General features: G+C 68.7%; 21 protein-coding genes. 5 read left to right on the top strand and 16 right to left on the bottom strand.

Annotated elements, in window-relative coordinates; genetic code table 11:
* Positions 1-11: 11 nt before the first annotated feature.
* Positions 12-167: a hypothetical protein gene (locus tag ACQCSX_RS00540; RefSeq protein WP_427017193.1), complete on the bottom strand. Its 156-nt coding sequence runs from the start codon at positions 165-167 to the stop codon at positions 12-14.
* Between the two features lie 339 nt (positions 168-506).
* Between ACQCSX_RS00540 and ACQCSX_RS00535 the strand changes: the two genes are divergently transcribed.
* Both ACQCSX_RS00535 and ACQCSX_RS00530 read left to right on the top strand, forming a co-directional pair.
* Positions 507-2108: a PucR family transcriptional regulator gene (locus ACQCSX_RS00535; protein ID WP_427017192.1), complete on the top strand. Its 1602-nt coding sequence runs from the start codon at positions 507-509 to the stop codon at positions 2106-2108.
* Between the two features lie 83 nt (positions 2109-2191).
* Positions 2192-3718: an arylsulfatase gene (locus ACQCSX_RS00530; protein ID WP_427017191.1), complete on the top strand. Its 1527-nt coding sequence runs from the start codon at positions 2192-2194 to the stop codon at positions 3716-3718.
* Here ACQCSX_RS00530 and ACQCSX_RS00525 read toward each other — a convergent pair.
* Positions 3715-6729 (bottom strand): bifunctional [glutamine synthetase] adenylyltransferase/[glutamine synthetase]-adenylyl-L-tyrosine phosphorylase, encoded by a 3015-nt coding sequence (locus ACQCSX_RS00525; RefSeq protein WP_427017190.1) that lies wholly within the window; start codon positions 6727-6729, stop codon positions 3715-3717. The two genes, ACQCSX_RS00530 and ACQCSX_RS00525, sit on opposite strands and share 4 nt — an antisense overlap.
* Positions 6730-6737: 8 nt before the next feature.
* Entirely contained in the window at positions 6738-8078 is a 1341-nt protein-coding gene (glnA, locus tag ACQCSX_RS00520; RefSeq protein WP_427017189.1) for a type I glutamate--ammonia ligase, read from the bottom strand.
* Between the two features lie 266 nt (positions 8079-8344).
* Between glnA and panB the strand changes: the two genes are divergently transcribed.
* A complete protein-coding gene (gene panB / locus ACQCSX_RS00515) occupies positions 8345-9232 on the top strand; it encodes a 3-methyl-2-oxobutanoate hydroxymethyltransferase (RefSeq protein WP_427017188.1) in 888 nt (295 codons plus the stop codon).
* 30 nt (positions 9233-9262) lie between these two features.
* Here the strand turns inward: panB and ACQCSX_RS00510 are convergent, their stop codons facing one another.
* A complete protein-coding gene (locus tag ACQCSX_RS00510; protein WP_427017187.1) occupies positions 9263-9427 on the bottom strand; it encodes an SPOR domain-containing protein in 165 nt (54 codons plus the stop codon).
* Between the two features lie 74 nt (positions 9428-9501).
* Between ACQCSX_RS00510 and map the strand changes: the two genes are divergently transcribed.
* A complete protein-coding gene (map, locus tag ACQCSX_RS00505; RefSeq protein ID WP_427017186.1) occupies positions 9502-10380 on the top strand; it encodes a type I methionyl aminopeptidase in 879 nt (292 codons plus the stop codon).
* Positions 10381-10434: 54 nt separating this feature from the next.
* A complete protein-coding gene (ppgK, locus tag ACQCSX_RS00500) occupies positions 10435-11223 on the top strand; it encodes a polyphosphate--glucose phosphotransferase (protein WP_427017185.1) in 789 nt (262 codons plus the stop codon).
* A 488-nt stretch (positions 11224-11711) separates the two neighbouring features.
* On the opposite strand, the gene nrdR is transcribed toward ppgK, so the two are convergent.
* From nrdR to ftsZ, 12 genes are all read right to left on the bottom strand, one after another.
* Positions 11712-12206, bottom strand: coding sequence for a transcriptional regulator NrdR (gene nrdR / locus ACQCSX_RS00495; protein ID WP_427017184.1), 495 nt, complete (start codon positions 12204-12206; stop codon positions 11712-11714).
* 120 nt (positions 12207-12326) lie between these two features.
* Positions 12327-13721, bottom strand: a complete 1395-nt coding sequence (gene hisD, locus ACQCSX_RS00490; protein ID WP_427017183.1) for a histidinol dehydrogenase — start codon at positions 13719-13721, stop codon at positions 12327-12329.
* A gap of 94 nt (positions 13722-13815) precedes the next feature.
* Entirely contained in the window at positions 13816-14343 is a 528-nt protein-coding gene (locus ACQCSX_RS00485) for a hypothetical protein (protein ID WP_427017182.1), read from the bottom strand.
* Positions 14344-14388: 45 nt separating this feature from the next.
* Complete coding sequence (dnaE, locus tag ACQCSX_RS00480) at positions 14389-17949, bottom strand: DNA polymerase III subunit alpha (protein ID WP_427017181.1); 3561 nt, start codon at positions 17947-17949, stop codon at positions 14389-14391.
* A 48-nt stretch (positions 17950-17997) separates the two neighbouring features.
* The gene (locus ACQCSX_RS00475) at positions 17998-18924 is read right to left on the bottom strand and encodes an RluA family pseudouridine synthase (protein WP_427017180.1); all 927 of its coding nucleotides are present in this window, start codon (positions 18922-18924) and stop codon (positions 17998-18000) included.
* On the bottom strand, positions 18917-19495 hold the full coding sequence (gene lspA, locus ACQCSX_RS00470) for a signal peptidase II (protein WP_427017179.1): 579 nt from the start codon (positions 19493-19495) through the stop codon (positions 18917-18919). Before lspA ends, ACQCSX_RS00475 begins: the two co-directional genes overlap by 8 nt.
* A gap of 129 nt (positions 19496-19624) precedes the next feature.
* Positions 19625-20326, bottom strand: coding sequence for a DivIVA domain-containing protein (locus ACQCSX_RS00465; protein WP_427017178.1), 702 nt, complete (start codon positions 20324-20326; stop codon positions 19625-19627).
* 178 nt (positions 20327-20504) lie between these two features.
* Positions 20505-20795, bottom strand: a complete 291-nt coding sequence (locus tag ACQCSX_RS00460) for a YggT family protein (RefSeq protein ID WP_427017177.1) — start codon at positions 20793-20795, stop codon at positions 20505-20507.
* A 134-nt stretch (positions 20796-20929) separates the two neighbouring features.
* Positions 20930-21457 carry a cell division protein SepF gene (locus ACQCSX_RS00455; RefSeq protein ID WP_427017176.1) on the bottom strand — a complete coding sequence of 176 codons (528 nt, stop codon included), beginning with the start codon at positions 21455-21457 and terminating at the stop codon, positions 20930-20932.
* 87 nt (positions 21458-21544) lie between these two features.
* The gene (locus tag ACQCSX_RS00450) at positions 21545-22210 is read right to left on the bottom strand and encodes a YggS family pyridoxal phosphate-dependent enzyme (RefSeq protein ID WP_427017175.1); all 666 of its coding nucleotides are present in this window, start codon (positions 22208-22210) and stop codon (positions 21545-21547) included.
* 96 nt (positions 22211-22306) lie between these two features.
* Complete coding sequence (locus tag ACQCSX_RS00445) at positions 22307-23035, bottom strand: laccase domain-containing protein (protein ID WP_427018929.1); 729 nt, start codon at positions 23033-23035, stop codon at positions 22307-22309.
* 72 nt (positions 23036-23107) lie between these two features.
* A complete protein-coding gene (ftsZ, locus tag ACQCSX_RS00440) occupies positions 23108-24292 on the bottom strand; it encodes a cell division protein FtsZ (protein WP_427017174.1) in 1185 nt (394 codons plus the stop codon).
* Positions 24293-24323: the final 31 nt, after the last annotated feature.

Raw genomic sequence — 24323 nt, 5'->3', positions numbered from 1 at the left:
CGCGGCTGCGGCTAATCCGTCTCGGGACCCCAGCAGTAGGGGCACTGGCTGGCGCGCAGAATGCCGGTGCACGGCTCGTCGTCGAGATCCGGGGCGGCCACGGCCTGGCCGGCTTGGCGGACAGCGGCGTCGGACGGCGCCAGGGTGGGGGAAAACGTTGGTGGCACGGCGGGGTCTCCTTTGACTCCTGCTCCGCGGGGACAGGCCCCGGCGCGGAAAAACAATAATGTGGACGGCCGGACCACGGCCGCCCGGTGGATCCCCACCCCGCAGTGCCACGATGCCGAATCCCCGCGCCATCCGTGGTCGTTCCAGCGGCGGCTCGGAGCCTGTCAAACCTTGGCGCACCATCCGATTTCCCAATGGCACACTTCAAATATAGTGTGACGAACGCGACAATTTATTGGCCATTGGAACAACATCGGGCAGGCAAAACTGTGTGGCCCTCCAATGGCGCAATCTGTGGCCCCGCGCAGGCCAACCACGAGAGAGCAAGGACCGCAACGATGCGACCCGCCACGGCAGGCGCCGCACGCCACTGGTTGACCCTCGGCGAGGCCATGGCCGACATCGATGTGGACCAGGCCCAGGTGCTCGCCGAGCCCGCGGCGGACACCGACCGCGTGGAACGGCTGTGCGTGCTGGACTCGGAGGATGACGCGCCCCCGTTGGCCGGAGCGCTGGTTCTGCTGGCCGGAGCGAGGGGGCGGGCAGCATTGCCCGCGGTCCGCCGCTTGCTGGCCGGCCACCCGGCCGCCATCGCGGTGAAGGGGACGCCAGCCGGGTTGGCCGAGGTGTCCGAAACACTGCGGGGATCGGGCTGCGGACTGGTGGCCGTGGCGCCGGGGCTCCCCTGGGATGAGTTCGAGGGGATGCTGCGCCAGCGGCTCGGCCAGCCCACCGGCGCGACCGCCGGCCCTGCCACGGGATCCCCCGACCTCTTTGCCATTGCCCAGACCGCTGCCACGCTCACCCGCGCCCATGTGGTGATTGAGGACGCCGGCAACCGCGTCCTGGCCTACTCCCCCGCGTCCAACGACGTCGATGAGCTGCGCCGGCTCTCGATCCTGGCGCGCCGGGGACCGGAGCCGTACCAGAAGCTGCTCAAGGACCGCGGCATCTACGAACAGCTCCACGCCGTTGACGTGCCGGTTCGCATCGCCGCCGATCCGGAGCACGGGCTGCGCCAGCGGGTGGCCATCGGAATCCGTGCCGGCGCCCGGATGCTGGGCTACATCTGGCTGCAGGAGGGCGCCGAGCCGCTGGCCCCGCATGTCGACAACGTGCTGGGGGGCTCGGCCCGGCAGGCCGCCGTCGAACTCTTGCGCCAGCGCGGCGGCCACGCCACTGCCGCCCGGAGTGAACGCATCCGGGCCTTCCTTGGCGGGAGTGCCCAGATCCAGGCCCAGGCCCGCGCGGCGGGCATCGACCCGGCGCGGCCCGCGGCACTGGTCCTGTTCTCGGCCACGGAGCCGGAGATGACCGGGTCCGCCGCCGAGCTGATGCATGCCGAGGTTGCCGCCGTGGCCGCCGTGCATGCCGCCGGCTTCCGCCCGGCCGCCATCGTTGGACGGATTGGTCCGGATCTGGCGGTGATCCTGCCCGAACTGGACGAGCGGACATCCCCCGCCGCCCTGCGCCGCCTGGCGGCCGGGATCGCCGCCGACGCGCGGACCCACTACGGCTACGCGCTTCGGGCCGCCGTCGGCCCCGTGGCCCCGGCCCTGGTGGAGCTGCCCGCGACCCTGCCGCTGGTCCGCGGAGTCCTGGCCGCCATGGCCGCGGACCCTCGTGCACGGTGGCCTCCTTCGCGGAGCTGGAGTCCGAGGTGCTGGTCGGCGAAATCCTCTCCCTGGTGGCCCCGGCGCGATGTCCGGCATGCGGGCGTGGCCAGGCTGCACCAGGAGCACCCCGAATTGGCCCAAACGCTGGCTGCCTACCTGGACACGTTCGGCGACCTCGTGGCGTGCGCCCAGTCCCTGGCCATCCACCGCAACACCGTCCACTACCGGCTCCGGCGGGCGTGCGAGCTCTCCGGCATCGAACTGCACAACCCGGACCACCGCCTGCTGGCCCAGCTCCAGCTCAGGCTGGACGCCGCCCGGTAGAGTTGTTGTTATCGATAACCCAGCCCTATTGCAGGCCCGGGCATTGCCCTTTGTTGCCTGCAATGTGACAGCAAAGGCAGCCCGTGGCGCAGCAAAACGTGATTCTGATCTGTGTGGACGAATGGCGCGGTGACGCGCTGTCGGCGGAGGGGCACCCCTACGTGCAGACGCCCCACCTCGACGAGCTGGCCAGCAAGGGCGCCCGGTTCCGGCACGCCTACTCGGCCACCCCCACCTGCGTCCCGGCCCGCGTGGCCCTGTTCACCGGCCAGTCGCAGGAGCGCCACGGCCGGGTGGGCTACCAGGAGGGCGTGCCGTTTGATGGGCTGCACCCGGTGACCCTGCAGGGCGAGTTCCGCAAGGCGGGCTACCAGACCCAGGCCATCGGCAAAATGCATGTTTACCCGGAGCGCAGCCGGGTGGGTTTCGACGACGTCGTGCTCCACGACGGCTTCCTGCACTACGCCCGCAAGGTACACCGCCGCGACTTCAAGTTCTTCGACGACTATGTGCCGTGGCTGCGCCGCCAGCCCCGCGCCACCGCCGACGAGGAGTACTTCGACCACGGCGTGGGCTGCAATTCCACCGTGGCCAGGCCCTGGGACAAGGCCGAGCGCCTGCACCCCACTAGCTGGACCGGGCAGATGGCCATCGACTGGCTCTACCGCCGCGACCCCACCGCGCCGTTCTTCCTCTACCTCTCCTTTCACCGCCCGCACCCGCCCTACGATCCGCCGGCCTGGGCCATGGAGATGTACCTTGACCTGCCCGCGTTCAAGCGCCGGGTGGGCAATTGGGAGCACCACTACGAGTCGGTGCGCACCGATGGGCTGCACCAATTGGCCTTCGGCACCCTGTCCGAGGCCGTCACCCACCGCGCCCGCGCCGGATACTACGGGCTGATGACGCACATCGACCTGCAGCTGATGCGCGTCTTCGAGGCGCTGAACGAGTTCGGTCTGGCCGATGAGACCATCGTGGCGTTCACCTCCGACCATGGCGAGATGCTGGGCGACCACGATTTCTACCGCAAGGCCGTGGGCTACGAGGGCTCGGCCCGCATCCCGCTGATCATTGCCCCGGCACCGAACGACACGGCGGCCATCCGCCACACGGTGGTGGACGAGGTGGTGGAGCTGCGCGATGTCATGCCCACGCTGCTGGAATTGGCAGGGGTGCCGGTGCCGGAGAGCTGCGACGGACGCTCGCTCGCGCGGTTCCTGCGCACCGCCCACGAGCCGAAGGGCAACGACGGCGTTGGCGCCGCCGGCGCTTCGGCACCACTGGTGCCGTGGCGCGAGTGGCTGCACGGCGAACACGTCTACTTCGGCCAGTCGCTGCAGTGGGTGACGGACGGCCATGTGAAGTACCTCTGGGCCTCCGGCTGGGGCACCGAGGAGCTGTTCGACCTGGATGCCGATCCTGGGGAGCTGGCCAACCTGGCCGAGGATCCCGCCCATGCTGCGCTGCTGGCGCTGTGGAAGGGCCGGCTCATCGCGGACCTCACCGGCCGGGAGGAGGGGTTTGTCCGCGGCGGCGCCCTGGTGCCCGGCGCCGCCGTCGTGCCGATGCTGGCCTCCGCCCGCGAACGGCTCGCCGCGCTGGCCTAGCCGTAGAAGACGCGCTCGAAGACGGTCCGGGCGCGGCGCGTGAGGCTGAGGTAGTCCTCCTCGAAACGCGCCGCGGCCCCGGCGTCGTATCCGCACCAGCGGGCCACCGCCTCCAGATCGCGGCGCTTGGACGGCAACAGGTCCGAGGACTTGCCGCTCCAGATGACGTTGGCGGAGCGGATCCGGCTGGCCAGCCGCCAGCTCGCGGCCAGCAGCACGGCGTCGTCCTTGTCGAGCAGTCCCAGCGCGCGGGCGGCCTCCAGCGCCTCCAGGGTGGAGGTGGTGCGCAGCTCGGGGTGCAGGTGGGCATGCTGGAGCTGGAGCAGCTGGATGAGCCACTCGACGTCGCTGAGCCCGCCGCGCCCCAGCTTGACGTGCCGGGCCGGATCGGCGCCGCGCGGCAGCCGCTCCGATTCCACCCGCGCCTTGATCCGGCGGATCTCGCGCACATCCGCCTCGGCCACGGCCTCCGGGTAGCGCACGGTGTCAACCAGGGCCATGAACTCGGCGGCGACGTCGTCCGAACCGGCCAGCGGGCGCGCCCGCAGCAGCGCCTGGGCCTCCCAGACCAGCGACCAGCGCTGGTAGTACTCGCGGTAGGCCTCCAGCGAACGGACCATCGGGCCGTTGCGGCCCTCGGGGCGCAGGGCGGCGTCGATGGCGAGCACCCGCTCGGCCTGAATGGCGGGTTTGAGCGGCTGGGTCAGCAGCGAGGACATCCGGCCCACAATGTCCAGGGCCTGGCGCTGCGCTTCCTCCGGGGGAACGCCCGGCAGGGCACGGTGCACATAGAGCACGTCGGCGTCGGAACCGTAGCCGATCTCGCGCCCGCCCTGGCGGCCCATCGCAACCACCAGCACATTGGTCTTGGCCCCCTCGCCCTGCTGGACCTCGGCCTCGGCCACATGCAGGGCCCCGAGGATGGCGGCACGGTCGGCATCGGCCAGCGCGTAGCCCACCTCGTCCTGTTCCAGCACGCCGGAGCTGTCGGCAATGGCGATGCGCAGAATCTCGCGGCGGCGGATCAGCCGGATCAGCCGCATGGCCTCGGTGGCGTCCGGGTGGCGGGACATCTTGGAGCGGATTTCGGCCCACTGCGCGCCAAAGCCCAGCGGCACCAGCTCCTTGTCCGTACCCAGCCAGGCCGTGGCCTCCGGGGAGACCTCCAACAGGTCGGTGATGAGCCGGGAGCTGGAGAGCACGTGGCAAAGCCGCTCGGCGGCCGCCGCGGAATCGCGCAGCATGCCCAGGTACCAGTGCGAGGTGCCCAGCGATTCGCTGATCCGACGGAAGCCCAGCAACCCGGCGTCGGGGTCCACGCCGTCGGCCAGCCAGCCCAGCAGCACCGGCAGCAGCTGGCGCTGCAGGGCAGCGCGCCGGCTCACCCCGGCCGTGAGGGCCTCGATGTGCCGCATGGCTCCGGCGGCGTCCCGGTAGCCCAGCGCCGCCAGCCGGCTCTGGGCCGCCTCGGAGGTCAGCGCGACGTCGTCGGCGCTCAGGTGCGCCGCGGTGGCCAGCAGGGGGCGGTAGAAGATGCGCTCGTGCAGCGTGCGGACCTCGCGCTTGACCTTGTGCCACTGCGCGGTGAGCACATCGGCGCTGGGCCGGCCGATGGCCAGCGGCCCGGCCGCGGAACGGGCCAGCGCACGCAGGGCGGCGTCCTGGATGGGCATCAGATGCGTGCGGCGCATCTGCACCAACTGGATGCGGTGCTCCAGCACCCGCAGATAACGGTAGGCGGAGTCCAGGCTGCGGGCATCGGTGCGGCCGATGAAGCCGGCCGCGGACAGTGCCGCGATCGCAGTGGTGGTGTCCTTGCAGCGGATCGATTCATCGTTCTTGGCATGCACCAGCTGCAGCAGCTGGACGGTGAACTCGACGTCGCGCAGCCCGCCGGTGCCCAGCTTCAGCTGCCGGCCGGCCTCCGCGGCGGGGATGTGGTCGGTGACGCGGCGGCGCATCGCCTGGACCGATTCCACGAAGCCGTCGCGCTCGGAGGAGGCCCAGATCATGGGTGCCACGGCGGCCTCGAAGCGCGCGCCGAGCTCGGCGTCGCCGGCCAGGGCGCGGGCCTTCAGCAGCGCCTGGAACTCCCAGCTGAGCGCCCAGCGGTTGTAGTAGCGCAGGTAGGACTCCAGCGTGCGCACCAGCGGGCCGTCCTTGCCCTCCGGGCGCAGGTTGGCGTCCACCTCCCACAGTCCCGGCTCGCGCGCCGGGGAGTAGATGGCGCGCGAAATGCCGCTGGCCAGCGCGCTGCCCACCGTGACGGCGGTGTGCTCGTCCAGTCCCGGCGCCTCGATCACGTACATGACGTCGACGTCGGAAATGTAGTTCAGTTCCCGGGCCCCGCATTTGCCCATGCCGATGATGCTGAGCCGGACGGCGGCCACCTGCTCGGCCGGGAGCGTCTGGCCCGCGTCGCAGCGCGCCACGGCCAGCGCCGCTTCGAGGGCGGCGCCGGCCAGGTCGGCCAGCTCCGCCCCGGCGTCGGGCAGAAAGTCCTGCGGCGAGGCCGCGCAGAGGTCCCGGATGGCCAGCTCGGCCAGCAGGCGCCGGTATTGCGTCCGCAGGGCCACGTAGGCCTCCGGCCCGCCCAGCGCCGCGACGGGGACCTCCGACGACGGCTCCGCGCCCACGGCGAGCAGCATCGCGGTACGCAGTTCGGCACCATCGCGGGCCCGCGGCTCGGGGCTGGTCTGGGTCTGGAGCACCTGAAGATGCTCGGGGTGCCGGATCAGGAACTCGGCCAGGGCCTCGGAGGCGCCCAGCAGCCTAAACAGCGGCTCGCTGGGGCCGCGGCCGCCGTCGTCCACCAGGGCGCCAAGCTGCGGGTGGACGGCCAGCAGCCGCACCAGTGACTGCAGGGCCAGGTCCGGGTCCGGGGCCAGGTCCAGGGCGCGCAGCAGGGCGTCCTCGCCAAAGTCCGCCAGTTCGGCGGCGTTGAGGAACCGCTCGCTCTTTTCCAGGTCGGCGAAGCCGTGGGCAATCAGGGTCCGCTGCAGGCTTCCCACCGAATCTCCTAGAGGATGCCCAGGTATCGCCGGAGTTCGTAGGGGGTGACTTGGAGCCGGTAGTCCTGCCACTCGGCCCGCTTGTTCCGCAGGAAGAATTCAAACACCTGCTCGCCGAGGATCTGGGGCATGAGCTCGGATTCCTCCATCTGCACGACGGCGTCGTGCAGCGAGGACGGCAGCGGGTCGTGGCCCATGGCGCGGCGCTCGGCCGAGCTCAATGCCCAGACATCGTCCTCGGCCGCGGGCGGGAGCTCGTAGCCCTCCTCGATGCCCTTCAGCCCGGCGCCCAGCAGCACCGCGTAGGCCAGGTACGGGTTGGCCGCGGAATCAATGCCGCGGTACTCGATGCGCGCCGACTGTCCCTTGCCGGGCTTGTACAGCGGCACGCGGACCAGGGCGGAGCGGTTGTTGTGGCCCCAGGACAGGTAGCTGGGGGCCTCTCCCCCGCCCCAAAGGCGTTTGTAGGAGTTCACGAACTGGTTGGTCACGGCAGTGAACTCCGGCGCGTGGCGCAGGATGCCGGCAATGAACTGCCGTGCCGTCTTGGAGAGCTGGAACTCCGCCCCTGCCTCGTAGAAGGCGTTGGTGTCGCCCTCGAACAGCGAAAAGTGCGTATGCATGCCCGAGCCCGGGTGGTCGGAGAAGGGTTTGGGCATGAACGTGGCGTAGGTGCCCTGCTGCAGCGCCACCTCGCGGATGACTGTGCGGAAGGTCATGATGTTGTCGGCGGTCTGCAGGGCATCCGCGTAGCGCAGGTCGATCTCGTTCTGGCCCGGGCCGCCCTCGTGGTGGCTGAACTCGACGGAGATGCCCACGCTCTCCAGCATGGTGACGGCGGTGCGGCGGAAGTCCTGGGCGGCGCCACCGGGCACATGGTCAAAGTAGCCGGCCTGGTCCACCGGCACCGGGATGCCGTCCGGGCCGGGCTGGGCGGACTTGAGCAGGTAGAACTCGATCTCCGGGTGCGTGTAGCAGGTGAAGCCCATGTCGGCGGCCTTGGCCAGCGTCTTCTTGAGCACATTGCGCGGGTCCGAGGAGGACGGTTCGCCGTCCGGGGTGAGGATGTCGCAGAACATCCGCGAGGTCTGCTCCGTCTCCCCGCGCCAGGGCAGGATCTGGAAGGTGGAGGGGTCAGGCTGGGCCAGCATGTCCGACTCGAATACGCGCGCCAGGCCCTCGATGGCGGAGCCGTCAAAGCCCAACCCCTCTTCGAAGGCACCCTCCACCTCGGCCGGCGCCAGCGCCACCGACTTGAGCGAGCCGACCACATCGGTGAACCAGAGCCGGACAAAGCGGACATCGCGTTCTTCAATGGTGCGCAGGACGAATTCTTGCTGGCGGTCCATGGCGGCCTCATTTCTGCTGAAGCATTTCTGCTGACGTGCAAAGCGGTTCCCCCGCAGCGAGGCCGGATTCCGGCGCTCCCAGACGGTCCGCTCAGGGCGGTGGGGCGGGTCCGGCGGTGGTGCCGGCGGCCCTGCTGATTACTCTACTTGGATTGGCTGCCCACCCGGCCATATTTGACGTCCGCCCGGGCGCGGGCCGGGCGCGGATCCGCCCACCCACCCGGCCCGGCTGGCAAGCGGAGCGCACGGCGGACTAGGCTCTAGCCATGGCCCCGACTTCACGCCCCGAATCTTCTGCCCCGGCAACCACGGAAACCGCAGCCCCCTACGGCACGGGAGCAACAGCGCCGGCCAGCCCGGCCGGACGCGTGCGGACCCACCACCTGCTGGCGGCCAAGACCAACGGCACCAGGTTCGCCATGCTGACCGCCTACGACCAGTACACCGCGCAGATCTTTGACGAGGCGGGCATCGAGGTCCTGCTGGTGGGCGATTCCGCCTCCAACAACGTCCTGGGCAATGCGACCTCGCTGCCCATCACGCTGGACGAGATGATCATCTTCTCCCGCGCCGTCACCAACGGCACGCACCGGGCCCTGGTGGTGGCCGACCTGCCCTTCGGCAGTTACGAGCAGTCCCCCGAGCAGGCCATCGCCTCCTCCGTCCGGCTGATGAAGGAGGGCCTGGTCCACGCCGTGAAGATGGAGGGCGGCGCCTACTACGCGCCCACCGTCCGCGCGCTGACGCAGGCCGGCATCCCCGTCATGGCCCACATCGGCTTCACTCCGCAGAGCGAGCACATGCTCGGCGGCTACCGGGTGCAGGGCCGCGGCGAGGCCGCACAGAACCTGGTGGACGACGCCGTCGCGCTGGCCGAGGCCGGCGCGTTCGCCGTGCTGATGGAAATGGTGCCGGCCACCTCGGCGGCCGCCGTCGACGCCGCGATCGAGATGCCCACGATCGGCATTGGCGCGGGCACCTCCACCACCGGCCAGGTGCTGGTGTGGCAGGACATGGCCGGGCTGCGGACGGGCAAGATCGCCAAGTTCGTCAAGCAGTACGCGGATATGCGCACGGTGCTCTCCGACGCGGCCAAGGCCTATGGCGAGGACGTCCGCAACGGCACGTTCCCGGGCCCGGAGCACGTCTTCTAGCCACATGCTCCGGGGCGGCTGGCCGGCGGCCTAGGCGTCGTCGTCGGCGTCCCACGCCTCGTTGCGCTTGCGCACCTTCTCCAGTGCCGCCTCGGCCTCCTCGCGGGAGTCGTAGGGGCCGATGAGCTGGGTCCAATCGCTCATGGCGTCCTCCTCGACCTCATGGGTCTTCACGTTGTACCAAAACTGCCCCATGGCGTGCCTCCTTGTGTCAGCGGAATCCGTTGGCTCGATCCTACGCCGCCGATGCTCCCCAGTAGGATGGATGCATGCTTGAGAACACCACCACCGCTCCCCTCGGTTCCCTGGTCCAGGGAACCGTCAGCCCGGTCCTGCCCGTGCCGCATTCCATCCCCCGCCCCGAATATGTGGGCAAGGCCGGCCCGGCAAAGTTCACCGGCTCCGAGGTCAAGGATGCGGAGACCATCGAGAAGATCCGCATCTCCGCCAGGATTGCCGCCCAGGCCATCGTGGAGGTGGGCAAGCACATCGTTCCCGGCGTCACCACCGACCAGCTGGACCGCGTCGGCCACGAATTCCTGCTGGACCACCAGGCCTACCCGTCCACGCTGGGCTACCGCGGCTTCCCCAAGTCCCTGTGCTCCTCGCTGAACGAGGTCATCTGCCACGGCATTCCCGACTCCACGGTGGTCCAGGATGGCGACATCATCAACATCGACATCACCGCGTACAAGAACGGCGTGCACGGCGACACCAACTACACCTTCTGCGTGGGCAATGTGGACGAGGAGTCCCGCCTGCTGGTGGAACGCACCGAGGAATCGCTGCGCCGCGCCATCAAGGCCGTGGCCCCGGGGCGCGAGATCAACGTGATCGGCCGCGCCATTTCCGCCTATGCCAAGCGCTTCGGCTACGGCGTGGTGCGCGACTTCACCGGCCACGGCGTGGGCGAAGCCTTCCACACCGGACTGATCATTCCGCATTATGACGCAGCACCGGCCTACAACACTGTGATGGAAGAGGGCATGGTGTTTACCATCGAACCTATGCTCACCCTCGGCACCATCGAGTGGGACATGTGGGAAGACGACTGGACCGTCGTCACCCGTGACCGCAAGCGGACCGCCCAGTTCGAGCACACCATGGTTGTCACCAGCACCGGCGCTGAAGTCCTCACCCTTCCCTAAGCCTGTGCCACACCGTCCTGCCCAGTACGTCATTCAAGAAGTCACGGAGTAAGCATGTCCAAGAAGCACTCGTCCCACGTCATCGGCATCGACATCGGCGGCACCGGCATCAAAGGTGGCATCGTCGACCTCGGCAAGGGCAAGCTGGTGGGCGAGCGTTTCCGGATCGACACCCCGCAGCCGGCCACTCCGCAGTCCGTGGCCAAGGCGGTGGCCGAGGTGGTGGACGAGCTCATGACCCGCCCCGAGGCCCCGGCGGCCGATTCTCCCGTGGGCATTACGTTCCCGGCGATCATTTCGCACGGCATTGCGCTCTCGGCCGCCAATGTGGACAAGAGCTGGATCAACGCCGACGTCGACGCCATCTTCACCGCCGAGCTGGGCCGCCGCGTCGAGGTGGTCAACGACGCCGACGCCGCAGGCCTGGCCGAGGCCCGCTACGGCGCCGGCGAGGACGTCGATGGCACCGTGCTGGTCATCACGCTGGGCACGGGCATCGGCTCGGCCTTCATCTTCAACGGCAAGCTGGTTCCGAACGTGGAGCTGGGCCACCTGGAGATCGACGGCGTCGACGCCGAGACCAAGGCCTCCGCCGTCGCCCGCGAACGCGACGGGATCGACTGGGACGAGTACGCGGTGCGGCTGCAGCGCTACTTCTCCCACGTGGAATTCCTGTTCTCCCCCGAGCTGTTCATCGTCGGCGGCGGCATCTCCAAGCGCAGCGAAGACTTCCTCCCCCAGCTCAGGCTGCGCGCACCCATCGTGCCCGCCAAGCTGAAGAACGACGCCGGCATCGTGGGCGGCGCCCTCGAGGCCGCCATCCACTTCAAACTCGCAAAGTAGCAGCGGTCCCGGCTGCCGCTTCCCTCGGGGTTGCGGCAGCGCGGGAGCATTGATGGCGGCGCGGACGCCGATTCCCTTTCAGGACGCACCTACGATTGCGTCATGAAAGGCGTGGGGCGTCCCGCGTCCGGAGCAGCGTCCCCATAGCCTGCCGAAGGCATGCCGGGGTGCTGAAACAGCCCATCCGCCATGGTTCCGGTCCCGCCCATGGGGGCGCTGAAACACGCCAGGAACCGTCGGGCGGGCGTGCAGCGGATTTTTGCAGGCGAACGTCAAAGGGCACGAGGCCGCTTGCGGCCGGGTGCCCCAGTCGCCGGAAAATCCGCGGCATGCCCGCGCCGGGTCTCGACCAGCGGGTTGGGTCTCGACAGGCTCGACCAGCGGGTGGGGTCTCGGCAAGCAGTTTCAGGCTCGGCCAGCGGCACCCGTGGTGCCGGTGGTGGCCCGGGCTTCCCCTCCCCGGCCACCACCGGGGCTTCGTGGCGGCGCTAGTGTCCGGCTGCCGCTGCCGGGACTGCGTCGGGCACGGCCTCGTGCTGCGCTTCGTGGCGCAGCAGGGCGATGGCCCGCTCGAAGTCTTCCAGGGAATCAAAGCTCTGGTACACGGAGGCAAAGCGCAGGTACGCCACCTGGTCCAGCTTCTGCAGCGGTCCCAGGATGGCCAACCCCACGTCATTGGCGTTGATTTCGGCCGATCCGCTGGCCCGGATCCGCTCTTCGACTTCCTGGGCGAGCACGGCGAGGTCGTCGTCCGTCACGGGACGGCCCTGGCAGGCCTTGCGCACGCCGGTGATGACCTTGCTCCGGCTGAAGGGCTCGGCCACGCCGGAACGCTTCATTACGGACAGGCTGGAGGTTTCCACAGTGCTGAAGCGGCGGCCGCATTCGGTGCATTGGCGGCGGCGGCGGATGGAGGCGCCGTCGTCGGCAATCCGGGAGTCCACAACGCGGGAGTCCGGATTGCGGCAGAACGGGCAGTACATCCGCTCCCCTTCCACTGTGTATGACGCGGCCGTGCGATTTCATCCTACGGCCACATCTAGCCTAATTACAAGGACGTAAGTACCACATGTAGTGGTGTTGGTCCATACCCGGGGCGGAGGTTACTCCCCGGTGAAGCGGATGGAGACGGCGTCGCCGTGGGCCGGCAGGTTCTCCGCCCGGGAGAGTGAGACGATGTGGCGCGACACCTGCTCCAGCGCGTCCTTGGAGTAGTTGATGACCTGGATGGCGCGCAGGAAGGTTGTCACGTTCAGGCCCGAGGAGAAGGCGGCCGTGCCGGACGTGGGCAGCACGTGGTTGGATCCGGCGCAGTAGTCGCCCAGGCTGACGGGGCTGTAGCTGCCCACGAAGATGGCGCCGGCATTGCGGATCCGGGCAGCCACGGCCGCGGAATCGGCCGTCATGATCTCTAGGTGCTCGGCCGCGTAGGCGTCGACGACGGCGATGCCCTGCTCGATCGAGTCCACCAGGACGACGCCGGACTGCGGCCCGGAAAGCGCCTCGGCCACGCGGTCGCGGTGCAGGGTGGCGGCCGTCTGGACCGCCAGCTCGACGGCGACGGCGTCGGCCAGTGCCACCGAGGTGGTCACCAGCACGGAGGCGGCCTTGGGGTCGTGCTCGGCCTGGCTGATCAGGTCCGCCGCCACGAGTGCGGGCCGGGCGGTGTCGTCGGCCAGGATGGCGATCTCGGTGGTTCCTGCCTCGGAATCGATGCCCACCATCCCCTTGACCAGGCGCTTGGCCGTGGCCACGAAGATGTTGCCCGGGCCCGAGACCACGTCCACCGGGTCCAGGGCCTCGCCGGAGCCGTCGACGGCGGTGCCTGCGGGGATGCCGTAGGCGAAGGCCGCGATGGCCTGGGCGCCGCCCATGGCGTAGACCTCCTCGATGCCCAGCAGCGCCGCGGCGGCCAAGATGGTGGGATCGGGCAGCCCGCCGGAGCCCTTCTGCGGCGGGGAGGCCAGGGCGATGGAGCCCACACCGGCGGCCAGCGCCGGGACGACGTTCATGACCACCGAGGAGGACAGCGGAGCCAGTCCGCCGGGCACGTAGAGGCCCACGCGGGAGACCGGGACCCAGTGCTGGGAGACCACGGCGCCGTCGGCGATGGGCAGGTCCACATTTGCCGGGCGCTGGGCCATGGCGAAGGCGGTGGCCCGGGCGATGGATTCCTCCAGCGCGGCACGCACCGCCGGATCCAGATTCTCCAGGGCCTCGGCCAGGGCGGCGGCCGGCACCCGCGGGTGGACCTGGGTGACGCCGTCGAACTTCTGCGCCAGCTCCGACAGGGCGGTGAAGCCGCGGCCGCGGACGTCGGCGATGATCGCACTGACGGTCTCCTCGGCGGAGGCCACGGTGGAGGACTTGGCCCGCGGCACGGCCTGGCGCAGTTCGGCGAGGCTGAGCGACTTGCCGCGCAGGTCGATGCGGTGGAACGCCACCGCCGGGGCGGGGTCGGTCACGGACAGGTCGCTGCGGAGTTCATTGCTGGTCACGCGCCCAGTTTACCGGCCCGCGGAACCGGGCCCAATCCGGCCGGCCGCGGCGGCGTAACGCGGCTCCCTGGCGGGGTCCCTGCTGGCGTGGCGCCTACGCCTCGCGGGAGGGTCCGCTGCGCAGCAGGCTCACCACGGTGCCGGCAAAGAGCACGGCGGCCGCGGCCAGCGGCCAGAGGAAGAGCACGCCCGTCGCACGCAGCACGAACGCGCCGTCTCCACTGCCCTTGCCGGCCAGCCCGCCCGCCAGTTCCCCGAGCCGCCAGGCCAGCACGGACCCCGCCAGGGAGCCGGCGACCGCGGCCCCGGCCCGGGCCGCGGTGCCGGCCTTGCGGCGGCGCGGCAGCAAGATGGCTGCCGTGGCGATGCCCGCCACGACGCCGAGCAGGGCCAGCACACCGTCGCGCGGCAGCCACGCCATGAAGTCGGCCCCGTCCACGAACCAGGCACCGCCGGGGGCGAGCAGCCACCACAGCACACCCACGGGGACCCCGGCCGCCGCCGCCGCGCCGGCCCAGGTGGCCAGCCGGGCCGGCGGTGCCGTGGCCAAGTCCGGCGGGACCGCCGGGGCATAGGCCGGCGGCGGATAGGACTGCAGGCCGGAATCGGCTGGCTCACTCATGGGCTACACGCTAGCAAACGCCCGCGGCTGCCCCGGACAGGCACCTCAGCCCTCCAGGCAGGCGGGGCCCAGCAGCACCTTCAGGTCCCCAAAAAGCGCCGGGTTCGGATTGACCCGGTGGTGCAGCGGCAGCTTCATGACGGCCACGGACTTGGTGCCGGTGAGCCGCATGCGCACCTCGGTGGTGCCCTGGTGGGTGTCCAGCACATCCTTGAGCGCCAGCAGCACCGGTTCGGTGGCCTTGTGCTCCTGCATGGAGATGACCACCGGGCCGGTGAGCCCGTCGGTGAGGTCCGGGACGGAGAGCTCCATGGCGTTCAGGGTGACGGCACCGTCGTCGCGGCGCTGGAGCCGGCCCTTGACCACCACGATCAGGTCCTCCGCCAGGATGGAGGCGATGGGGCCGTAGACCTGGCCGAAGAACATGACCTCCATCGAGCCGCCGAGGTCCTCCACCTCGCAGCGGGCGTACGGATTGCCGCTGTTCTTGGCGATGCGGCGCTGCAGCGAGGTGATCATGCCGCAGATGGTGATGATGTGCCCGTCCGCCGGACCGTCCTCGCCCAGCACGGCCGTGATGGACTGGTCCGCATGCTGGTTCAGCACACCCTCCAGGCCCTGGAGCGGGTGGTCGGAGACGTAGAGGCCCAGCATGTCCCGCTCGAAGGCCAGCTTGTCCTTCTTCTCCCACTCGGGCACATCGGGGATTTCGGTGGTCAGGCTCGCCTCTGGCTCGGCGTCGTCCCCGCCCAGGCCGGCGAAGAGGTCGAACTGGCCCACCGCCTCATTGCGCTTGAGCGTGATGACCGAGTCGATGGACTCCTCGTGGATCATGGCCAGGGCCCGGCGGGCATGCCCCAGCGAATCGAAGGCGCCGGCCTTGATCAGCGATTCGATGGTCCGCTTGTTGCAGACCACCGCCGGGACCTTCATCAGGAAGTCCCGGAAGTTCTCGTAGGCGCCCTTCTCGCCACGGGCGGTGACCATGGCGTTGACCACGTTGGCGCCAACATTGCGGATGGCACCCATGCCGAAGCGGATGTCGTTACCGATGGGGGTGAAGTTCAGCGCTGATTCATTGACGTCCGGCGGAAGCACCGTGATGCCCATGTGCCGGCATTCGTTCAGGTACAGCGCCAGCTTGTCCTTGTCGTCGCCCACGGAGGTGAGCAGGGCGGCCATGTACTCGGACGGGTAGTGCGCCTTCAGGTAGGCGGTCCAATAGCTCACGACGCCGTACGCGGCCGAGTGGGCCTTGTTGAAGGCATAGTCGGAGAACGGCAGCAGGATGTCCCAGAGCGTCTTGACGGCGGCATCGGAATAGCCGTTGTCGTTCATGCCCTTGGCAAAGCCGGCATACTGCTTGTCCAGCTCTGACTTCTTCTTCTTGCCCATCGCGCGGCGCAGGATGTCCGCCTGGCCCAGCGAGTAGCCGGCCAGCTTCTGCGCGATGGACATGACCTGCTCCTGGTACACGATCAGGCCGTACGTGCCGCCGAGGATGTCCTTGAGCGGCTCCTCGAGCGAGGGGTGGATCGGAGTGATCTCCTGGATGCCGTTTTTGCGCAGCGCATAGTTGTTGTGCGAATTGGCACCCATCGGGCCCGGGCGGTACAGCGCCAGCACGGCGGAGATGTCTTCGAAGTTGTCAGGGCGCATCAGCTTCAGCAGCGACCGCATGGGCCCGCCGTCGAGCTGGAACACGCCCAGGGTGTCACCGCGGGCCATGAGCTCGTAGGACTCGGCGTCGTCGAGCTCCAGGCGCTCGAGGTCCAGATCGACGTCCTGGTTGAGCTTGATGTTCTCCAGTGCATCGGAAATGATCGTGAGGTTCCGCAGCCCCAGGAAGTCCATCTTGATCAGGCCCAGGCCCTCGGCCGTGGGGTAGTCGAACTGGGTGATGACCTGCCCGTCCTGGAACCGGCGCATGACGGGGATGACGTCGATGATGGGGTCCGAGCTCATGATCACGCCGGCCGCGTGCACGCCCCACTGGCGCTTCAGACCCTCGATGCCCTTGGCCGTCTCGAAGACCTTGGCGGCGTCCGGGTTGGTGGCCACCAGCTCGCGGAAGTCCGCGGCCTCGGAGTACCGCTTGGAGTTCTTGTCCTCGATGTCGTGCAGCGGGATGTCCTTGGCCATCACCGCCGGCGGCAGCGCCTTGGTCAGCGTCTCGCCCATGCTGAACGGGTAGCCCAGCACGCGCGAGGAGTCCTTCAGCGCCTGCTTGGTCTTGATGGTGCCGTAGGTGACGATCATGGCCACGCGCTCGTCGCCGTACTTGCGGGTGACGTAGTCGATCACCTCGGAACGGCGGCGATCATCGAAGTCGACGTCGAAGTCGGGCATGGAGACGCGCTCGGGGTTCAGGAAGCGCTCGAAGATCAGCCCGTGGCGCAGCGGATCCAGGTCGGTGATGCGCATGGCGTAGGCCACCATGGACCCTGCACCGGAACCACGGCCTGGGCCCACCCGGATGCCGTTGTTCTTGGCCCAGTTGATGAAGTCGGCCACCACCAGGAAGTAGCCGGGGAAGCCCATCCGGTTGATGACGTCGAGCTCGTAGTCCGCCTGCTTGCGCACATCGTCCGGGATGCCGGCCGGGTACCTGTAGGCCAGACCGGCGTCGACCTCCTTGACCAGCCAGGATTCCTCGTTGTCCCCCTCCGGGCAGGGGAACTTGGGCATGTAGTTGGCGTTGGTGTTGAACGAAACTTCGCACCGCTCGGCGATGAGCAGCGTGTTGTCGCAAGCCTCGGGGACCTCGGAAAACAGCGCGCGCATCTCGGCCGGTGACTTGAGGTAGTAGCCGCTGCCGGAGAAGGCAAAGCGGGAGCCGCCCATGTCGTAGGTCGGTTCCAGCAGGGTGGAGCCGGACTGGATGGCCAGCAGGGCCTCATGGGCCTTGGCATCGTGCTCGTGGGTGTAGTGGAGGTCGTTGGTGGCCACCAGCGGAATGTCCAGTTCCTTGGCCAGCTTCAGCAGGTCCTTGGTGACGCGGCGCTCGATGTCCAGCCCGTGGTCCATCAGTTCGCAGAAGTAGTTCTCCTTGCCGAAGATGTCCTGGAATTCGGCGGCGGCTGCCTTGGCCTCGTTGTACTGGCCCAGCCGGAGCTTGGTCTGAACCTCGCCGGAGGGGCAGCCGGTGGTGGCGATGAGCCCGGGGCTGTAGGTCTGCAGCAGTTCGCGGTCCAGCCGGGGGTATTTGCCAAAGACCGAGTCGAGCGAGCCGATGGACGAGGCCCGGAACAGGTTGCGCATGCCCTGGTTGTTGTAGCTGAGCAGGGTCATGTGCGTGTACGCACCACCACCTGAGACATCGTCCTTGCGCTGGTTTTCCTCGCCCCAGCGCACACGGGTCTTGTCGTTCCGGGCAGTGCCCGGGGTGACATAGGCCTCGACGCCGATGATGGGCCGGATGCCGGCCGCCGTGGCCTTGCTCCAGAAGTCGAAGGCACCGAAGAGGTACCCGTGGTCGGTGGTGGCCAGGGACTTCATGCCCAGCCGCTCGGTCTCGGCAAACAGCTCGGTCAGGCGCGCCGCGCCGTCCAGCATGGAGTACTCGGTGTGATTGTGCAGATGGACGAAGGAATCTTGGCTAGCCACCCATCCATTGTATTCCCCGGGCACGTGGGCCCCGCCCGCTTCGAGACGCTAGCGGGTGCCGTTCTCCAGGGCGGAGAGGGCATAGGCCAGGTCCTGCGGGTACTCGCTGGTGGCCTCGACCCAATCGCCGGACACCGGGTGGTTGAAGCCGAGCCGGCGGGCGTGCAGCCACTGCCGGGTCAGGCCCAGCTCGGCCGCCAGGCGGGGGTCCGCACCGTAGGTGAGGTCGCCGGCGCACGGGTGGTGCAGGGCGGAGAAATGGACGCGGATCTGGTGCGTGCGGCCCGTCTCCAGGTGCACCTCTACCAGCGAGGCCTTGCCAAAGGCTTCCAGCACCTCGTAGTGCGTCACGGAGGGCCGGCCGTCCTCGATGACGGCAAAGCGCCAGTCGTAGCCGGGGTGCCGGCCGATGGGCGCGTCGATGGTGCCCTGCAGCGGGTCCGGCAGGCCCTGGACCAGGGCGTGGTAGACCTTGTCCACGGTGCGCTCCTTGAAGGCCCGCTTGAGCACCGTATAGGCCTGCTCGGTTTTGGCGACCACCATGGCGCCGGAGGTGCCAACGTCGAGCCGGTGCACAATGCCGGCGCGCTCGGGGGCGCCGGAGGTGGAGATGCGGTAGCCGGCCGCGGCCAGCCCGCCCACCACGGTGGGGCCGACCCAGCCCGGCGACGGATGTGCGGCCACGCCCACCGGTTTGTCGATGACGACAAAGGCGTCGTCGTCGAGCAGGATCTTCAGCCCTTCGATGGGTTCAACCACGATCTCAAGCGGGTCCCGCCTTTCGGGGATGGTGACGGAGAGCGCATCGCCGGCGCGGACCTTGTCCGCCTTGGCCAGCACGGCCCCGGACAGCAGGACATTGCCCTCGGCGCACAGCAGGGCCGCGGCCGAGCGTGAGATGCCCAACAGCTTGGCCAGCACGGTGTCGGTGCGCTCGCCCGCCAGCTCCTCGGGAACCCGGATCGGATCAGTCATTGCCGGCACTCTTTCCACGCATCGGGATGCCCTTGAGGGTCAGGATGCAGATCAGGATCACGCCACCGACGACGGCGGAATCGGCGAGGTTGAAGATGGCGAAGTTCGGGAACGAGATGAAGTCCACCACGTGGCCCATGCCGAACGAGGGTTCGCGGAAGAGCCGGTCCGTGAGGTTGCCCAGCGCACCGCCAAGCACCAGGCCCAGCGCCACCGCCCACCAGGCGCTGCCGATCTTGCGGACCTGGCTGATGATCGCCACCGAGACAGCGGCCATCACCAGGGAAAAGAACCAGGTGAAGTTTTCGCCGATGGAGAAGGCGGCACCGGAGTTGCGGATGTAGTACCAGCGCAGCAGGTTGCCGATGACGGGGGTGCTTTGGCCCTCCACCATGGTTGCCGTGACCCAGAATTTGGTGGCCTGGTCCAGGACATAGGCCAGCACGGCAAAGCCGGCCACCAGCAGCCACAGCCGCCGTTTGGGCGTGGCCGCGGGGCTGGCCGCACTCTGGGATGGGGGCGCGGACTCGGGCACGGAGGAGGCGTCCGCTGTGGGGGAATCGTCGTTCATGATGCTTTCGTTGTATCACGCGGGGCGGAGGAAAGGCTGTGCCCGCGGCGCCTGGCACCGTCGGGCAGGGGTGTTAAAGGCAAAGGCCGGCGGCTGGGCTATCCCCAGCCGCCGGCCTTTGCGCCGGTCCTAGGACTCGGCGCCGCCTTCGGCGAAGTCCGGAGCGGCCACGGAACCGCGGGCGTCCAGATCGCGAAGCTGGCCTTCGATGTACGTCTTCAGGCGGGCACGGTAGTCGCGCTCGAAGCCGCGCAGCTGCTCAACCTTGCGCTCCAGCACGGACCGCTGCTGCTCTAGGGCACCGAGCGTCTTGCGGCTCTTCTCCTGGGCATCGTTGACCAGGCTGGAAGCCTCGATCTGGGCCTCGGCGATGATCTTGTCGCGCTGTACGACACCGGCGGTGACGTACTCGTCGTGCAGCTTCTGGGCCATCGCCAGAACGCCTGCAGCGGACTCCACGCTGGTAGTGGACGGCGCCGGCGCAGCCACGACGGGTGCCGGTGCAGCGGCAACCGGAGCGGGCTCGGCCTTGGCCTTCTCGGGGGCGGGCTCGGCCTTGGCCTTCTCGACCACGGGCTCCTTGACCTCCGGAGCCTTCGCCTCGGCGGGCGCAACGCGCTCGACGACGGGCGCTGCGGCGGCGGATGCTGCCTGCGGGTTGGAGGACTGGTCGGCGAGCTTCTTGCGAAGCTCCTCGTTCTCCTGGTTCAGGCGGCGGAGTTCAACGACGATTTCGTCAAGAAAGTCGTCGACTTCGTCCTGGTCGTAGCCTTCACGAAACTTTGTCGGCTGAAACCGCTTGTTGACAACATCTTCTGGCGTGAGCGCCATCTAGTCACCTCGTTGGTTTAAGTTAGGGTCCGCGGCCAAAGGCCACTGCCCCTACGGTACCTAATACGTGTCTGGGACCCGTAATTGTGGGTATATCGGTTTGAAGTATATCTTTGTGCGCCGGAAAACTAACAGTTTGTGCCGACACGCCGCAACGTTTCCCCGCTGGACTGGAGCGCTATAGCGCCAGGCTGCCCGCAAAGTTCATGAGAAGACTCACCACGATCAGGAGCAGAATGAAGCCCAGATCGAGGGAGATACTGCCCAGCCGCAGCGGCGGCAGCAGGCGCCGCAGCAGGCGCAGCGGCGGATCGGTCACCGAATAGACCACCGAGGCACCCAGCAGGGCCACGCCACGGGGCTTCCACTCCCGTGCGAACACCTGGACCCAGTCAAAGACCAGGCGGACCATCAGGGCCAAAAAGAACACGAGCAGCAGCAGATATAGCAACGCAAATACAATGGGCACGCGCGCGGACACATTCCTTAGTCGTAGTGGTTCATTTTGACCATAACATTACTGCCTCGGCGTTGGCCCGGCGGGACCGGATATGCGAAAGGCCCGGCCATGGGGCCGGGCCTTGCCGCTGGTGCCGTGGATGGTCAGCTCTGGTTGAAGAAGCTGGCCTGGGTGTCGGAGATCTTCTTGTCGTCGCCAAGGACCTCAACGAACGAGGGCGAGAGCAGGAACACCTTGTTGGTGACGCGCTCGATGGAGCCGTGCAGACCGAATACGAGGCCGGCGGAGAAGTCCACCAGGCGCTTTGCATCGGCCTCGCCCATATCGGTGACGTTCATGATGACGGGGATGCCGTCACGGAAGCTTTCACCAATGATCTTCGCATCGTTGTACGAACGCGGGTGCACGGTGGTGATCTGACGCAATTCTGCCGCCTCTTCGCGGCTGGATGCCGCACGCTTGATGGGGGTCACGGGAGCCCGGTACTCTTCTTCGGCCACCTTGTTCACCACGGGTTCCGGCGCCCCCTCAAGGTGGGGCGTGGGCTCGTAGTCGCGGTCGGCCGGATGTTCCTCGGCCCGCGGCGCGGGCAGCGTGTGCTCGGCCTCGTACTGCTCGTCACCGTCGGCGAGCCCAAGATAGATCATTGTCTTGCGCAGAGCGCCAGCCATGGGTATCTCCTCATGTGTGTTTGCTGCTGGTTGAGTGGACGGCAGTGCTTGTGCGGGCATTGCTGGTTATTTCCGACAGTTTTGACGCTACCGCACGGCCGGTCTGGGACCGAGCACATCCGATCCGACGCGCAGGTGTGTCGCGCCCCAACGAACGGCCGCTTCGAGGTCCCCGCTCATCCCGGCGGAGAGCTCCCCCGCATGGGGGAAGGACTCCCGCACAGTGGCCGACAATCCGGCCAGCCGTTCAAAGGCGGCGTCCGGGTTTCCGCCGAGCGGAGCCACGGCCATCAAGCCGCGCAGCCGCAGCCCGGGGAGGGACTCGACCAGTTCGGCCAGCCCGAGCAGGTCCGCCGGCGCCACCCCACCGCGTCCGGCCGGGGCATCCGCCGCCGCGGTGGCCGGCAAATCCAGGTCCAGGGAGACCTGCAGGAAGACGCCCAGCGGCTCCCGGCCCCGGGTCTCCTGCTCGGCCACCATGGCCTTGTTCAGCGCCGTGGCCAGTGCCGGGCGGTCCACCGAGTGGACGGCATGGGCATAGGCGGCCACGGATTTGGCCTTGTTGGTCTGGAGCTGGCCAATGAAATGCCAGCGCAGCGCCGGTTCCAGCCCGGCCAAATCGCCGGCTTTGGCGGCGGCCTCCTGGCACCGGTTCTCCCCCACGTCGCGCACGCCCAGCCCATGCAGGGTGCGCACATCCGCGGCCGGATGGAACTTGGTGACCACTATCAGCGCCGGGGTCGAGTTGGCCACGCCGGGCGCGCGGGGGCCGCGGCCGCGGCACCAATGCGGGCCGTGACAGCGGCCAGGTTGGCCGCCAACTCCTGGGCCCTCAGGGTTGTCTGCTGGTCAGTGCCGGGCATGGACCACACCCGCAAACCGTCCCTGGCTGCCACCCTCACGCCCGAAGCGCCGGTGCGAGAACAGCCCGCGTTCCTGAAGTGTGCAGGCCTTGATGCGCTGCGCCGCGACGCCCGCCGCGGCCAGTTGGGCCAGCACGGCGGCGGGGAGGTCCAGCGCCGGAGTCCCCCAGGAGGTGGTGGACCAGCTCGCCGGTGCCACGGCTGCCACCTCGTCCCGCAGGGCCGCCGGGACCTCGTAGCACGCGCCACAGACGGAGGGGCCCAGCCAGGCCCGGATGGACACTGCACCCTGGCCCCGCATGGCAGCCACGGTGCGCGGCACCACGGAGGTTGCCACGCCCGGGCGGCCGGCGTGGGCCACGGCCAGCACGGGGGTGTGGTCGGCACGCGCCCCGACCAGGACCACCGGCACGCAATCGGCCACCAGCACCGCCAGCGGCTCCCCCAGCGAGACCATGGCATCGGCCGTCGGACCGGCCTCAGGGGCAAAATCCCCGGCGGACACCACTGCGACGTCGTTGCCATGGACCTGGTCCATGAACTGCAGGCGGGCCGCCGCGGGGGCTGTGTCCAGGCCCAGTTCCACGGCCAGGGCGGCACGGTTGGCCCGCACCTCCCCGGCATCCCCACCTACGTGAAAGGCCAGGTTGCCGGCATCGGCGCCGGTGAAGCCGACCCAGATTCCCGGGCTGACTTCCTCATGCCACCACACCACTGCTACCTGACCAATCACGTTCGCACCCAGCCGGGCACGGGGTTTACTTCTGCGTTTGCTTCAAAGAAGCCTCTACTTCAGGAAGTCCGGAACATCGAGCTCGTCGGCGCGGTGGCCGGAAAGGTCCGGCTCCACGATGGCCGGCAGATCCACGTCGAACCCGCCGTCGGCCGGAACGTGGGACGAGGACTGCTGGCCCCACTGGTTCAGGCTGGTGACGGTGGCCACCGGAGCGGCAGCCGGGACAGCCGGTGCCGCGGCGGGGATGGCCGGTGCCTTGACCGAGTGGTCCACCGGGGCGCTGGTGACGTCCACGTTGTCGAAGCCGGCGGCAATGACAGTGACGCGGGCCTCGTCGCCAAGGGCGTCGTCGATGACGGCACCGAAGATGATGTTGGCCTCCGGGTGCGCCACCTCCTGCACCAGGCGGGCCGCCTCGTTGATTTCGAACAGGCCCAGGTCGGAACCACCCTGGATGGAGAGCAGCACGCCGTGGGCGCCGTCGATCGAAGCCTCCAGCAGCGGGGAGGCGATGGCCAGCTCGGCGGCCTTGACGGCACGGTCCTCGCCGCGGGCGGAGCCGATGCCCATGAGGGCCGAACCGGCACCCTGCATGACGGACTTGACGTCGGCAAAGTCGAGGTTGATCAGGCCGGGGGTGGTGATGAGGTCGGTGATGCCCTGGACACCTGAGAGCAGCACCTGGTCAGCGGAGCGGAAGGCGTCCAGCACGGAGACGTTCCGGTCACTGATGGAAAGCAGTCGATCGTTGGGAATGACGATCAGCGTGTCGACCTCGTCGCGCAGCGAGTCAATGCCGTTCTCGGCACTGGTGGCGCGGCGGCGGCCCTCGAAGGTGAACGGGCGGGTGACCACACCAATGGTCAGCGCGCCCAGCGAACGGGCAATGCGGGCCACCACGGGGGCGCCACCGGTGCCGGTGCCACCACCCTCGCCGGCGGTCACGAAGACCATGTCCGCACCGCGGAGCACTTCCTCGATCTCCTCCGCGTGGTCCTCGGCGGCCTGGCGGCCAACCTCCGGGTTTGCGCCGGCGCCCAGGCCACGGGTGAGTTCGCGGCCAATGTCGAGCTTGACATCGGCGTCACTCATCAGCAGAGCCTGGGCATCCGTGTTGACCGCGATGAATTCAACACCGCGCAGTCCCACATCGATCATGCGGTTGACTGCATTGACGCCACCGCCGCCAATGCCGACGACCTTGATGACGGCCAAGTAATTCTGGGGTGCTGCCACGTTACGTGTCCCTTGTTCGTGTCCTGATGAG

This window comes from Pseudarthrobacter sp. P1 (assembly GCF_050156935.1).
Taxonomy (GTDB): Bacteria; Actinomycetota; Actinomycetes; order Actinomycetales; family Micrococcaceae; genus Specibacter.
Note: the sequence above shows the minus strand (reverse complement) of the source record. Positions and strands in the feature narration are given on the sequence as shown.

Excerpts from the sequence above, each read along its gene's own strand:
- ACQCSX_RS00535 (WP_427017192.1), top strand. The coding sequence starts at position 507 with ATGCGACCCGCCACGGCAGGCGCCGCACGCCACTGGTTGACCCTCGGC.
- glnA (WP_427017189.1), bottom strand. The coding sequence starts at position 8,078 with ATGGACCGCCAGCAAGAATTCGTCCTGCGCACCATTGAAGAACGCGAT.
- panB (WP_427017188.1), top strand. The coding sequence starts at position 8,345 with ATGGCCCCGACTTCACGCCCCGAATCTTCTGCCCCGGCAACCACGGAA.
- ACQCSX_RS00510 (WP_427017187.1), bottom strand. The coding sequence starts at position 9,427 with ATGGGGCAGTTTTGGTACAACGTGAAGACCCATGAGGTCGAGGAGGAC.
- map (WP_427017186.1), top strand. The coding sequence starts at position 9,502 with ATGCTTGAGAACACCACCACCGCTCCCCTCGGTTCCCTGGTCCAGGGA.
- ppgK (WP_427017185.1), top strand. The coding sequence starts at position 10,435 with ATGTCCAAGAAGCACTCGTCCCACGTCATCGGCATCGACATCGGCGGC.
- nrdR (WP_427017184.1), bottom strand. The coding sequence starts at position 12,206 with ATGTACTGCCCGTTCTGCCGCAATCCGGACTCCCGCGTTGTGGACTCC.
- ACQCSX_RS00485 (WP_427017182.1), bottom strand. The coding sequence starts at position 14,343 with ATGAGTGAGCCAGCCGATTCCGGCCTGCAGTCCTATCCGCCGCCGGCC.
- ACQCSX_RS00475 (WP_427017180.1), bottom strand. The coding sequence starts at position 18,924 with ATGACTGATCCGATCCGGGTTCCCGAGGAGCTGGCGGGCGAGCGCACC.
- lspA (WP_427017179.1), bottom strand. The coding sequence starts at position 19,495 with ATGAACGACGATTCCCCCACAGCGGACGCCTCCTCCGTGCCCGAGTCC.
- ACQCSX_RS00465 (WP_427017178.1), bottom strand. The coding sequence starts at position 20,326 with ATGGCGCTCACGCCAGAAGATGTTGTCAACAAGCGGTTTCAGCCGACA.
- ACQCSX_RS00455 (WP_427017176.1), bottom strand. The coding sequence starts at position 21,457 with ATGGCTGGCGCTCTGCGCAAGACAATGATCTATCTTGGGCTCGCCGAC.